Annotated in this window: 13 protein-coding genes; 6 read left to right on the top strand and 7 right to left on the bottom strand. The window is 67.3% G+C overall.

What is annotated here, in order from left to right; genetic code table 11:
* The first annotated feature begins 6 nt into the window (after positions 1-6).
* From AT700_RS27025 to AT700_RS27010, 4 genes are read left to right on the top strand one after another with little or no spacing between them, the layout of a single operon-like run.
* Complete coding sequence (locus tag AT700_RS27025) at positions 7-1242, top strand: 3-hydroxyacyl-CoA dehydrogenase (protein WP_048521731.1); 1236 nt, start codon at positions 7-9, stop codon at positions 1240-1242.
* A 1-nt stretch (position 1243) separates the two neighbouring features.
* Positions 1244-3034 (top strand): acyl-CoA dehydrogenase C-terminal domain-containing protein, encoded by a 1791-nt coding sequence (locus tag AT700_RS27020; protein ID WP_034007506.1) that lies wholly within the window; start codon positions 1244-1246, stop codon positions 3032-3034.
* Between the two features lie 26 nt (positions 3035-3060).
* Positions 3061-4224, top strand: coding sequence for an iron-containing alcohol dehydrogenase (locus AT700_RS27015; RefSeq protein WP_003123674.1), 1164 nt, complete (start codon positions 3061-3063; stop codon positions 4222-4224).
* A gap of 22 nt (positions 4225-4246) precedes the next feature.
* Positions 4247-4690: an acyl-CoA thioesterase gene (locus AT700_RS27010; RefSeq protein WP_003118025.1), complete on the top strand. Its 444-nt coding sequence runs from the start codon at positions 4247-4249 to the stop codon at positions 4688-4690.
* Here AT700_RS27010 and AT700_RS27005 read toward each other — a convergent pair.
* Positions 4672-5229: a chorismate mutase gene (locus AT700_RS27005; RefSeq protein WP_003118024.1), complete on the bottom strand. Its 558-nt coding sequence runs from the start codon at positions 5227-5229 to the stop codon at positions 4672-4674. The two genes, AT700_RS27010 and AT700_RS27005, sit on opposite strands and share 19 nt — an antisense overlap.
* 224 nt (positions 5230-5453) lie before the next feature.
* On the opposite strand from AT700_RS27005, the gene AT700_RS27000 reads away from it, so the two are divergent.
* Positions 5454-5669, top strand: a complete 216-nt coding sequence (locus AT700_RS27000; RefSeq protein WP_003096222.1) for a carbon storage regulator — start codon at positions 5454-5456, stop codon at positions 5667-5669.
* Between the two features lie 68 nt (positions 5670-5737).
* Here the strand turns inward: AT700_RS27000 and AT700_RS26995 are convergent, their stop codons facing one another.
* The 5 genes from AT700_RS26995 to AT700_RS26975 form a co-directional block, all read right to left on the bottom strand.
* Complete coding sequence (locus AT700_RS26995) at positions 5738-6145, bottom strand: glycine zipper domain-containing protein (RefSeq protein ID WP_003100051.1); 408 nt, start codon at positions 6143-6145, stop codon at positions 5738-5740.
* 98 nt (positions 6146-6243) lie between these two features.
* On the bottom strand, positions 6244-6759 hold the full coding sequence (locus tag AT700_RS26990) for a hypothetical protein (RefSeq protein ID WP_003100049.1): 516 nt from the start codon (positions 6757-6759) through the stop codon (positions 6244-6246).
* Between the two features lie 309 nt (positions 6760-7068).
* The gene (locus tag AT700_RS26985) at positions 7069-9390 is read right to left on the bottom strand and encodes an FdhF/YdeP family oxidoreductase (protein ID WP_003118023.1); all 2322 of its coding nucleotides are present in this window, start codon (positions 9388-9390) and stop codon (positions 7069-7071) included.
* A gap of 7 nt (positions 9391-9397) precedes the next feature.
* The gene (gene fdhD, locus AT700_RS26980) at positions 9398-10237 is read right to left on the bottom strand and encodes a formate dehydrogenase accessory sulfurtransferase FdhD (protein ID WP_003100044.1); all 840 of its coding nucleotides are present in this window, start codon (positions 10235-10237) and stop codon (positions 9398-9400) included.
* Between the two features lie 96 nt (positions 10238-10333).
* Positions 10334-11215 carry a LysR family transcriptional regulator gene (locus tag AT700_RS26975; protein ID WP_003100042.1) on the bottom strand — a complete coding sequence of 294 codons (882 nt, stop codon included), beginning with the start codon at positions 11213-11215 and terminating at the stop codon, positions 10334-10336.
* Between the two features lie 173 nt (positions 11216-11388).
* Between AT700_RS26975 and lysM the strand changes: the two genes are divergently transcribed.
* A complete protein-coding gene (gene lysM, locus AT700_RS26970; protein ID WP_003096210.1) occupies positions 11389-11826 on the top strand; it encodes a peptidoglycan-binding protein LysM in 438 nt (145 codons plus the stop codon).
* 51 nt (positions 11827-11877) lie between these two features.
* Here lysM and yrfG read toward each other — a convergent pair whose 3' ends face one another.
* A complete protein-coding gene (yrfG, locus tag AT700_RS26965; RefSeq protein ID WP_003114065.1) occupies positions 11878-12543 on the bottom strand; it encodes a GMP/IMP nucleotidase in 666 nt (221 codons plus the stop codon).
* Positions 12544-12615: the final 72 nt, after the last annotated feature.

Raw genomic sequence — 12615 nt, 5'->3', positions numbered from 1 at the left:
AAGACCATGAGCCAGAACTTTTCCTTCCGCCAGGCCGCGGTGATCGGCGCCGGCACCATGGGTCGCGGTATCGTCATGTGCCTGGCCAACGCCGGTCTCGACGTGCAGTGGCTGGACAGCAACCCGCAGATGCTCAACCAGGCGCTCGGCGCCGTGGCCGACACCTACGCGCACAACGTGCGCCAGGGGCGCATCGGCGAAAAGGAAGCGGCCGCGCGCCGCGCCCGCATCACGCCGGTCCAGCACCTCGCCGCGATGCGCGAGGCGGACCTGGTGATCGAGGCGGTCTACGAGAACCTGGAACTCAAGCAATCGATCTTCCGCGAGCTGGACGCGGCGCTGAAGCCCTCCGCGGTGCTGGCCAGCAATACCTCCTACCTGGACATCGACGCCATCGCCGCGGTCACCGCGCGTCCGGGTCAGGTGCTCGGCCTGCACTTCTTCAGCCCGGCGCACATCATGCGGCTGCTGGAGATCGTGCGCGGCGCGCAGACCGCGCCGGCGGTGCTGGAGGAGGCCCTGGCGCTGGGCGAGCGGATGGGCAAGGTCAGCGTGGTGGCCGGCAACTGCCACGGCTTCATCGGCAACCGCATGCTCGAACCCTACGCCACCGAGGCCCGCCTGATGCTGCTGGAAGGCGCCCTGCCGTACCAGGTGGACCGGGCTCTCCAGGCGTTCGGTTTCGCCATGGGGCCGTTCCGCATGTACGACGTGGTCGGTATCGACCTTGAGTGGCGCGCCCGCGAGTTGGCCGGGGTCGGCCAGGACCAGCCGGCCGTGCAGGTGGACAACCGCCTTTGCGAGATGGGCCGCTTCGGCCAGAAGAGCGGTGCCGGCTACTACCGCTACGCGCCGGGTAGCCGCCAGGCGGAGCACGATACCGAGGTGGATGCCCTGGTGCTCCGGGTTGCCGAAACGCTGGGCTACCCGCGGCGCGATTTCGCCGACGAGGAAATCCTCGAGCGTTGCCTGCTGGCGCTGGTCAACGAGGGCGCGAAGATCCTCGACGAGGGTATCGCCGCCCGTAGTGCCGACATCGACACTGTCTACCTGAACGGCTACGGCTTCCCCGCCGCGGAGGGCGGTCCCATGGCCTGGGCCGATCGCCTCGGCGCGGCCGAGCTGCTGCAACGCTTGCGTTTCCTCGAACAGCGCCACGGCGCACGCTGGAAGCCGGCGTCCCTGGTCGAGCGCCTGGCCGCCGAGGGCGGAGCCTTCGCCGACCTGCAGGAGGCGCGCTGAGATGGATTACCAGGCCCCCTTGCGCGACATGCGCTTCGTTCTCCATGAACTGTTCGATGTCGGCGCGCATTGCGAACTGCTGGGCAACGGCATCGATCGCGAACTGATCGACGGCGTGCTCGAGGAAGGCGCGCGCTACACCGGCCAGGTGGTGGCGCCGCTCAATCGCAACAGCGACGAGGAAGGCGCGAAGCTGAAGGACGGCGTGGTGTCCACCCCCACCGGCTTTCGCGAAGCCTACCGGCAGTACAGCGAGAACGGCTGGGCGAGCATGACCGGACCCACCGAGTACGGCGGCCAGGGCTTCCCGCAGATGGTCTCCGCGTGCTTCCACGAGATGCTGATGGCCGCCAGCCTGTCCTTCCGCGTCTATTCGGGGCTGACCGAGGGCGCCGTGCTGGCCCTGTACAAGCATGGCGACGAGGCGTTGCGGCGCGACTACCTGGGCAAGCTGGTGAGCGGCGAATGGGCCGGCACCATGTGCCTGACCGAACCCCAGGCCGGCACCGACCTCGCCCTCCTGCGCACCCGCGCCGAGGCGCAGGCCGACGGCAGCTACGCGATCAGCGGCAGCAAGATCTTCATCAGCGGTGGCGAGCAGGACCTCACCGAGAACATCGTCCACCTGGTGCTGGCGCGCCTGGCGGACGCGCCGGCCGGGGTGAAGGGCATCAGTCTGTTCCTGGTGCCGAAGTTCGTCGCCAATCCCGATGGCTCCCTGGGCGAGCGCAACAGCCTGGGGTGCGGCGCCATCGAGCACAAGATGGGGATCAAGGGCGCCTCCACCTGCGTGATGAACTTCGACGGCGCCAGGGGCTGGCTGCTGGGCCAGGCGAACCAGGGCCTGGCCTGCATGTTCACGATGATGAACGACGCGCGCTTCCAGGTCGGCCTGCAGGGCCTGGGTATCGCCGAACGGGCCTTCCAGGGCGCCCTCGGCTACGCCCGCGAACGCCTGCAGTCGCGCGCCCTGGTCGGCCCGCAGGCACCGGACAAGGTCGCCGACCCGATCATCGTGCACCCCGACGTGCGGCGCATGCTGCTGACCCAGAAGACCCTGGTCGAAGGCTGCCGCATGCTGGCGGCCTGCTGCGCACGCCAGCTCGACCTGGAACACGGCCATCCGGATGCCGACGGCCGGCGCGCGGCGACGCGCCGTGCAGCGCTGCTGATCCCCATCGTCAAGGCCTTCCTTACCGATGTCGGCCAGGAAGTCGCCAGCCTCGGCGTACAGGTCTATGGCGGTCACGGTTTCATCCGCGAATGGGGCATGGAGCAATTGATGCGCGACAGTCGCATCACCCAGATATACGAAGGCACCAATGGCATCCAGGCGCTCGATCTGGTCCGCCGCAAGCTGCTCGGCGACCAGGGCGGCGAACTGCTGGCGCTGCAAGGCGAACTGGCGGTGGCCAGCGAGGCGCTGCAAGGGCGTGCTGCGCTGGCGCCACTGGCTGAGCCGGTGCTGCAACGCCTGGAGGAGTGGCGGCAGCTCACCGGCCAGGTACTCGAGGCCTGCGCCCGCGATCCCCAGGAGATCGGCGCCACTTCGGTGGACTTCCTCCAGTACAGCGCCTACGTATTGCTCGCGGCCCTCTGGTTGCAAGCCGCGGCACGAGCCCAGGAAGCGCTGGACGGCGGCTCCGGCGAGGGCGATTTCTATCGGGCCAAGCTGCGCAGCGCCGATTTCTACCTGCGGCGCATCCTGCCGCGGGCGAGCATGCACCGCGAAGCCTTGCTCGGTGGCGCCGACTGCCTGATGGCCCTGCCCGAGGAGCATTTCTCGTTCTGACGGGCGTCTCGCCCAGGGAGACCGATATGCAAGCTTTCAGTTTCGCCACTACCGCGCAGATCCTCTGCGAGGCCGGCTCCGCCATCCGCCTGGCGGAACTCTGCCGCGAGCGAAGGGCGCGCCGCGTGTTGATCGTGACCGACCCGGGGATCACCCGGCTCGGCTTGCTGGATGCGATCCTGCCCGGCTTCCCGCGCCTGGGCCTGGCCGTCGAGGTGTACGACCAGGTGCTCGCCGATCCGCCCGAGGCGGTGGTCGAGGCCGCGCTCGGGCGGGCGCGGGGCATGGCTGCCGAGCTGGTGGTCGGTTTCGGCGGCGGCAGCTCCATGGACGTAGCCAAGCTGGTCGCGCTGCTCGCCCACCCAGAAGCAGGGCAGGGGCTCGGCGAGGTCTTCGGGGTCGGCAACGCACGCGGGCCGCGCCTGCCGCTGATCCAGGTGCCGACCACCGCCGGGACCGGCTCCGAGGTGACGCCGATCGCCATCGTCACCACCGGCGAGACCACCAAGATGGGCGTGGTCTCGCCCCACTTGCTGCCCGACCTGGCGCTGCTCGACGCCGACCTGACCCTCGGCTTGCCGCCGGCGGTCACCGCGGCGACCGGTATCGACGCGATGGTGCATGCGATCGAGAGCTATACCAGCAAACTGAAGAAGAACCCGCTGTCCGACCTGCTGGCGCGGGAGGCGTTGCGCCTGCTGGCGGCCAACCTGGAACGCGCGGTAGGCGACGGCGGCGACCGCGAGGCGCGCCAGGCCATGCTGCTGGGCGCCTGCCTGGCCGGGCAGGCCTTCGCCAATGCGCCGGTGGCGGCGGTGCATGCCCTGGCCTATCCGCTGGGAGGGCATTTCCACATTCCCCACGGCCTGAGCAATGCGCTGGTGCTACCGGAGGTGATCCGTTTCAACGCTCCCGCTGCCGCTGGACTCTATGCCGAGCTGGCGCCGCTGCTGCTGGGCGACCGCTTGCGTCCGGGCGATCGCGACGCGCTTACCGTGCAGCTGATCGACGAACTGGCCCAGCTCAGTCCGCGCAACGGCCTGCCGAGCCGCTTGCGCGACGCCGGGGTGGACGAGGCGATGCTGCCGCGCCTGGCCGCCGACGCGATGCTCCAGCAGCGTCTGCTGGTCAACAACCCGCGCGAGGTCGGCGAGGCGGATGCCCTGGCGATCTATCGCGCGGCATACTGAATCCCTTCTACGAGGACCGGGCATGGCGACCGCCCCGCGACCGCTGCGCGAGCAGTACCTTCATTTCCAGCCGATCACCACGCGCTGGCACGACAACGACATCTACGGACACGTGAACAACGTGACCTACTATGCGTTCTTCGACACGGCGGTGAATACCTACCTGATCGAGCGCGGCGGCCTGGATATCCAGGGCGGCGAAGTGATCGGCCTGGTGGTCAGTTCCAGCTGCGACTATTTCGCGCCGGTGGCCTTCCCCCAGCGGATCGAGATGGGCCTGCGGGTGGCGCGCCTGGGCAACAGCTCGGTGCAGTACGAACTGGCCTTGTTCCTCGAAGGGCAGCGGGAGGCCTGCGCGGCCGGGCGTTTCGTGCATGTCTTCGTGGAGCGCCGAAGCAGCCGCCCGGTGGCCATTCCGCAGGAACTACGCGATGCGCTGGCCGCGCTTCAGAGCGCGGCCCAGTGACAGAGATCGCCCGCCGCCCGTGACAGGGCGATGGCATGCAGCTCGTCCAGGCGATCGTCGCGTACCTGCCGTTGCAGCGCCTGGTTGAGCCTCGGCCGGCAGTCGTCGACGCGCAGTTCGGCGAGCGCCGGGGCGTAGCCGCGCAGCAGCTCCAGGTTGAGCTGATTGAGGCGGCTGCGGATGCGCTCCAGGTCGACCGCCTGGCCAGCGTCCGGTAGCGGCCGGCTGAGCAGGCGGTACTGGACCAGCTTGTTCGCCTCGATCTGCGCGGCGAACAGCAGGCGCACCTGCTCGGCGCCGACCCCGTGGCTCCCGGCTTGTCCGGCGAGCATCTGCAACTGTTGTTCTTCCCGCGGGCTGTCCTGTACCGCCTTGCCCGACTGGGCCTTGCTCTGGGCTACCTGATCGGCTAGTTGCAAACGCTGGCTGCTCAGGCTCAACAGTTGCTGGAGAGCCGGTGACAGCGGCTGGGCCTGGAGCAACGGGCCTTGCAGGAGCAGGAGGGCAAGCAGGCCCCAACTGGCGAACGACGGGCGCATCTGGAAATCTCGGATGGAATTGATGTCCGGCACGCTAGCAAAGCGAGCCCGGTGCGACAATCCATGACATGGCGTGAGGCGAACAGGAAGCGCTGGATGGGACATTTCTGATTGAACGTTTGCAGTCTCGACGCTGGAGCAATGTTCTGTGACCATCCCTCCACACCATTTCATTCACCAAAGGGGCCGGTTTGCCCCTGCTATGACTGGCAAGGACGCGGAACATGGGTTTCCTGATACTCTCCCGCCGAGAAGGCGAAGGCATCACCCTGTCCCTCAAGGCCGACTACCCGGCGGAGGAACTGATTCGGCAGTTGCGCGAAGGCGGCATCCGGATCCTGGTCACCGATATCATCGGCAACCAGGCCCGGGTCGGGATCGAGGCGCCGCGTGGCGTCCTGATCGTTCGCGACGAGTTGAAAACGGCACCGAAAGGCTGACGAACGGTAGAAAGTAAAAGCCCCGCGTTCGCGGGGCTTTTACACATCAGCTTCGGCAAGCATGCCGATCAACGATGCTTGTGCTTGCGGTGTTTCTTGCCGCGGTGACCGCTGTCGTTGTCCTTGCCCAGGTTGTTACCGACCGCGCCACCCGCTGCGCCGCCGAGGCCTGCACCTATGGTCGCGCCGGTGCTGCCGCCCAGCTTGTTGCCGATCACCGAACCGCCGGCCGCGCCTAGCCCGCCACCCAGGGCGGCTTCGGTCTTGCGCCCGTCCTTGGCGGTCATCGCGCCGCCGGCCGCGCCACCCAGGCCGGCGCCTATGGCCGCACCGGTGCTACCGCCGATGGCGCCGCCCACGACGTTGCCCAGGGCACCGCCTACGCCGCCGCCCACCGCGGTCTTGGTGGAATCGCCGGCGAGCGCGGCTTGTGCGCTCAGCAGGCCGAACGCGATTACCAGGAGAGATTTACGCATCGTGCGTGCCTCATCGTTTCAATCGGGAGGGAAATACGGTCGTTCGCACAAAGGCCGGACCATCCGGCCCGGCCTTTGCCTCGTAGGGAGCGGCGGGTTCAGTCGTCGTAGTAGCGACGATGATGCTTGTGGCGCTTCCACTTCTTGTACTGGCCATAGTGATGGCCGTTGTCATGCCGGTAATAGCCATCGCGATAGCCGGCGCGGCGGTAGTAGCGACGGTCGCGGTAGTCGTCATCGTCGTCGTAGCGGCGGTTGCCGTCGCCATAATGGTTGCCCAGCGCGCCGCCGCCGGCGCCGCCGAGGGCCGCGCCGATCAGGCCACCGGTGCTGCCACCGATCTGCCGGCCGATGACGTTGCCGCCTGCGGCACCGAGGCCGCCGCCGATCGCCGCTTCGGTCTTGTTGCCGCGTCCGGCGCCGACTGCACCGCCCGCAGCGCCACCGATGCCACTACCGATCGCGGCGCCAGTGCTGCCGCCGACCGCATCGCCGACGACCGAACCCAACACCCCGCCCAAGGCGCCGCCGATGGCCGCGCGGGTGTCGTCGCCTGCGAAAGCGGTACTACCGACCAGACTCAGGGACAACAGGAGTATCGAGGAATACTTCATAGAGAGTTTCTCTCTGTGGGGATGACGGCTGCGATGCTGGGGTTGGCCCAAACCGCTGACAAGCGCCAGCCGACGATTGGTAGAGCAAATTCGAAATATTCCAAGTACTTGTTTTGTATGGGGAACTTTCTTAAGTAGAGGCGGTCGTAGACCGAATGTGAAGCGCGATTTCAGGGGCGAAATCGGTATTTTTGCTGGCGGGATGCTGGCCATTCTAACGCCGACGAGCGGCCTGCCTTCAAGGCCTTTCATCGACTTTTTCCTTAAGACGCCGCCTCCTGTTGCAGGAGGCGGCGTTTTTCATGGGCTTCAGATAATGCGCCCGTCGCCCGTGGCCTTTTCCAGGCGTACCGCGATGAACTTCGAAGTCGGCGTATGGCTGCCGACGCCGACGCTCTCCAGCGGCACCAGGGGATTGGTTTCCGGGTAGTAGGCGGCTGCCTGGCCGGCCGGGATGTCGAAGGCGAGCAGGGTGAAGCGGCGTACCCGGCGTTCGATGCCATCGCTCCACAGCGAGACCAGGTCGACCTTGTCGCCCGGCTGGTAGCCCAGGCGGCGGATATCCGCCTCGTTGGCGAATACCACTTCGCGCTGGCCCTTCACTCCGCGATAGCGATCGTCCAGGCCGTAGATGGTGGTGTTGTACTGGTCATGGGAGCGCAGGGTCTGCAGGATCAGGTCGGGTTCGAGGCCGCTGTCGCGCACCTGTGCCGGCAACAGGTCGCGGGGCAGCGGGTTGGCGACGAAGTTGGCCTTGCCGCTGGCGGTGTTCCAGCGTCGTTCGCCGGCGGAGTTGCCGAGGTAGAAGCCACCGGGATGGCGGACGCGGCGGTTGAAGTCGGCGAAACCGGGGATGGTGTCGGCGATCAGCTCGCGGATGCGCTCGTAGTTGGCGATCAGCGCGTCCCAGTCCACCGGATGGTTGCCCAGGGTTGCCTTGGCGATGCCGGCGATGATCGCCGGCTCCGAACGCATCTGCTGCGAGAGCGGCTCCAGTTGCCCGTAGGATGCGTGGATCATGCTGAACGAGTCTTCCACCGTGACCGCCTGCGGGCCTTCGGCCTGGCGGTCGATGTCGGTGCGCCCCAGGCAGGGCAGGATCAGTGCGTCGCGGCCGGTGGTCAGGTGGCTGCGGTTGAGCTTGGTGCTGATGTGCACGGTCAGGTCGCATGACGCCAGGGCGGCGTGGGTGCGCGGACTGTCCGGGGTGGCCTGGGCGAAATTGCCGCCCAGGCCGATGAAGACCTTCGACTTGCCGGCGAGCATCGCGGCGATCGCCTCGACGGCGTTGTGCCCGTTGTGGCGTGGCACTTCGAAGCCGAAGCGCCGTTCCAGTGCGTCGAGCAGCGCCGCCGGCGGCCGCTCGTTGATGCCCATGGTGCGGTCGCCCTGAACGTTGCTGTGGCCGCGGACCGGGCAGAGACCGGCGCCCGGGCGGCCCAGGTTGCCGCGCAGGAGTTGCAGGTTGACGATTTCCTGGATGATCGCCACCGAATGGTGGTGCTGGGTGATGCCCATCGCCCAGCAGACGATGACCCTGTTCGCCCGCCGGTACATCCGCGCAGCCTGCTCGATTTCCGCCAGGCCCAGCCCGGACTGGCGCTCCAGGTGTTCCCAGGGGGTGGCATCCAGTTCGGCCAGGTAGGCCTCGAGGCCGTCGGTGTGCTCGGCGATGAAGGCGTGGTCGAATACCGGCTCGCTACCCTCGGCCTGGGCTTCGCGCTCCCAGGCGAGGAGGAACTTGGCGATCCCGCGGATCGCCGCCATGTCGCCGCCCAGTGCCGGACGGAAGAACGCGGTGTTCAGCGGCGAGGACCCGTTGGTCAGCATTTCCAGCGCGTTCTGCGGATGCTGGAAGCGCTCCAGGCCGCGCTCCTTGAGAGGGTTGAAGCAGACCACCTGGGCACCGCGCTTCACTGCCTCGCGCAGCGGCTCGAGCATGCGCGGGTGGTTGGTGCCGGGGTTCTGCCCAAGGATGAAGATCGCGTCGGCGTGTTCGAAGTCGTCGAAGGTCACGCTGCCCTTGCCGACCCCGACGCTGCGGCCCAGTGCCACGCCGCTGGCTTCGTGGCACATGTTCGAGCAGTCGGGGAAGTTGTTTGTGCCGAACGCGCGGACGAACAACTGGTAGAGGTAGGCCGCCTCGTTGCTGGCCCGCCCGGAGGTATAGAACTCCGCCTGGTCGGGGCTATCCAGGCGTCGCAGGTGCTCGGCGACCAGGGCGAAGGCGGCGTCCCAGGTGATCGGCTGGTAGTGGTCGCTGAGCGGGTCGTAGCGCATCGGTCCGGTGAGGCGGCCTTGGTATTCCAGCCAGTAGTCGCTCTGTTCGCGCAGGGCGCTGACGCTGTAGCGGGCGAAGAACGCCGCGTCGACGCGGCGCTTGGTGGCTTCCCAGTTGACTGCCTTGGCACCGTTCTCGCAGAACTTCACCCGGCCGTCTTCCGGCGAGTCGCCCCAGGCGCAGCCGGGGCAGTCGAAACCGCCGTTCTGGTTGGTCTTGAGCAGGGCGCGGAGGTTCTTGAACGGCTGTTTGCTGTCCAGCCAGAAGTGCGCCACGCTGCGCAGCGCGCCCCAGCCGGCGGCGGCGCCGGCATAGGGCTTGTAGCGGGGTTGGAGAGGTTGCAGGCTCATGGCGGACTCACTCGGTTGCGGCCGGCGCCGGGCTGTAGACCCGCGGGGCGTTGTGATGGGGCTGGTGGATCAGGTTCAGTTGGTGGCGGCGCGCCCATTGCACGGTCAGGGCGGTGGGTGCGGAGAGGCTGACCAGGGTGCCGATCCCAGCACGTACGGCCTTGTGGATAAGCTCCAGGCTGCAGCGGCTGGTGACCACGGCGAAACCGCGCGCGGCGTCGAGGCCTTGGCGGTGCAGGGCGCCGATCAGCTTGTCGAGGGCGTTGTGGCGGCCGATGTCCTCGCGACACAGGCGCAGCTCGCCATGCCCGTCGAAATACAGCGCGGCATGCAGGGCGCCGCTATGGCGCGCCAGTCGCTGGGCCTGCTCGATACGCTGGCGCAGGGCGCCGAGATGGGCGGCGGGAGGCAGCGCCTGCGGCGACCGTTCCGGCAGTTGCGGCAGGGCCTGCTCCAGGGCTTCGACGCCGCACAGGCCGCATCCGGAAGTGCCGGCCAGTTGCCGGCGTTGGCGCTTGAGGTTCCAGAACGCGCGGCTGCTGATTTCGACCTCGGCGTGGAGGGATTCGCCTTGGCCGCTGACGCGGATTTCATAGATGTCGTCGATGGACTCCACGAAGCCGCTGCTGAGGCTGAAACCGCGGACGAAATCCTCGATGTCCTCGGGCGAGGCCATCATCACCGCCTGGTTCAGTCCGTTGTAGCTGATCGCCACGGCACACTCGGCGGCAAGGGAGGCCTGGCCGACCTGCTGCGGCAGGTGCAGGTCGGCGTAGCGGTAATCGTCGGGAACGGCGGAAGGCGCCCAGGTATCCGCGGATACCGGGCATGCAGGCTGGCAAGGCATGGGCTGGGCCCTATCGTTCTAGGTGTGGCACCAGCCTAGGCCTGACGCGGGGCAGCGTCTAATCGGTTGTGCCGATGCGCTGATCGACGTGATCTATCAAGACTGCGGCGCCAACCAGTTCCGGGCTTCCTCGAAACAGGCTTCGGCCAGCGCCGAGCGCGGCTGTCCGCTGCGGATGATCAGACCGAGCGCTGCCAGGGTATGGGCGTCCTCGATGGGGATCAGGCGCAACTCGCCGTCGACTTCGCTGCCCAGCGGCATGATCGCGCAGCACAAGCCGCGCTGCACCGCCTGCAGCAGTTGCTGTACCGAGTCGGTTTCCAGGCGCGCGATGGGGCTCAACCCGCGGCTGCGGAAGTTGTGGTCGATGGATTGGCGGAAGTGCATGCCCGCCGAGAGCAGGCCTAGCGGCAGGCCAGCCAGCGCTTCCCAGTTCAGCAGCGCGGCGTCGAGCGGGAAATGGCTGGGGTGATGGAGCAGGCCCATGCGGGTCTCCGCCAGTTCGATGCCCTCGAAATGGCTGCGGTCCAGACGGTCCAGATAAGAGACGCCGAGATCGAACTGGTTGCGCGCCAGGCCTTCGAGTACCTGTTCCGAACTCAGGGAATAGAGCTGGAAACGCAACTCCGGGTGGCGCCCGGCCATGTGCTGGACCAGGCGCATCGGGTCGAAGCTGGCCAGCGGCACCACGCCCAGGCGCAGGGTCCCGACCAGTTGCCCGCGGCAGGCGGCGGCTTCCGCGTACAGCCCTTCCTGGGCCGCCAGCAGGCTGCGTGCCCAGGCCAGTACGCGCTCGCCGGCCTCGGTGAAGCCTTCGAAGCGCTGGCTGCGTCGCACCAGTTCCAGGCCGAGTTCTTCCTCCAGGCTGCGCAGGCGCATGGACAGGGTCGGCTGGGTGACGTGGCAGCGCGCGGCGGCCTGGCCGAAGTGGCGGGTTTCGTCGAGGGCGCAGAGGAATTTCAGTTGCTTGATGTCCATCGGCGCTTCCGTGGCGGGGGTGTCGCCGAATCTTAACGCGAATGGGCGCAGTGTTATGGGGTGACGAAGGAGCCTGGGGATATTTCGCCGGTTTTTGCAGTCTAGACTTGGCTAGTCGCGGATCGGGATTGCGCCGGCCGCTTGCAACCGTAACCGTAAAGGGAGAACCAAAGATGGGTATTTTCGCGTTCGTGAAGGAAGCCGGTGAAAAGCTGTGGGATACGCTGACGGGGCATGAGGCACAGGCGGCCGAGTCGCTGAAGGAGCACGTCGCCAAGGTCGGCCTGGGCAACCCGAACATCCAGGTTTCGGTGGAAGGCGACAAGGTCATCGCCTCGGGCGAGGTGGCCAGCCAGGAGGAGAAAGAGAAGATCCTGCTGGCGCTGGGCAACGTCGCCGGCGTCTCCTCGGTGGAAGACAAGATCACCGTGGCCCAGGCCGCTCCGGAGGCGCGCTTCGTCACCGTGAAGAAAGGCGACACCCTGAGCGCCATCGCCAAGGCCGAATACGGCAATGCCAACGCCTACATGAAGATCTTCGAGGCCAACAAGCCGATGCTCAGCCATCCGGACAAGATCTACCCCGGCCAGGTCCTGCGCATTCCCGAGTGATCCCGGCGTTTCGCCAACCCCGCCCGCGTGGCGGGGTTTTCGTTTCCGCGGCTACGGCAGTCCTTCGAGCAGCCGCCGGTAGTCCTCCTGGGCGGCGAACTCCTCGGTGTCCCGGACCTGGCCACGGCTGTCCGGGTGGCGTACCGCCAACAGGTGGGCGACACCATAGGCGCGGGCGCTGCGCAGGATCGGCAGGCTGTCGTCGATGAACAGGCTGCGCTGCGGGTCGAAGCCGAAATCGGCTTGCAGGGCGCTCCAGAAGCGCGCGTCCTCCTTCGGGTAGCCGTAGTCGTGGGAGCTGATCAGTCGGTCGAAATAGGGCGCCAGTTCGATCCGTTCCAGCTTCAGCGACAGCGAGTCGCGGTGCGCGTTGGTGATCAGCGCCACGCGCTTGCCGGCCCGGCGCAGGGCGGCGAGGAAGGTATCGGCGTGCGGACGCAGCGAGATCAGGTGCGCCACCTCGTGCTTGAGTTCGCGGATCGACAGGTCCAGTTCCCGGCTCCAGAAATCCAGGCAGTACCAGTTGAGCTGGCCGGCGTGTTCGCGGAACAGCGGCTCGAGCACGGCGTCGGCTTCGGTGCGACTCAGGCCGTTGCGTTCGGCATAGCGCTGGGGCAGGTGTTCCAGCCAGAAGTGGTTGTCGAAGTGCAGGTCGAGCAGGGTGCCGTCCATGTCGAGCAGCACGGTGTCGATGGCGGACCAGGGCAGGGTGGGCATGGCGGCTCTTGTCGCGGTTCGTCGCGATCGATGCGGAAATCTGTCGCTTCCCATCAATCTCCGACAGGGATA

The organism is Pseudomonas aeruginosa (assembly GCF_001457615.1).
GTDB classification, from domain to species: domain Bacteria; phylum Pseudomonadota; class Gammaproteobacteria; order Pseudomonadales; family Pseudomonadaceae; genus Pseudomonas; species Pseudomonas aeruginosa.
The sequence above is the reverse complement of the archived record's forward strand: the minus strand, read 5'-3'. Positions and strand labels throughout refer to the sequence as shown.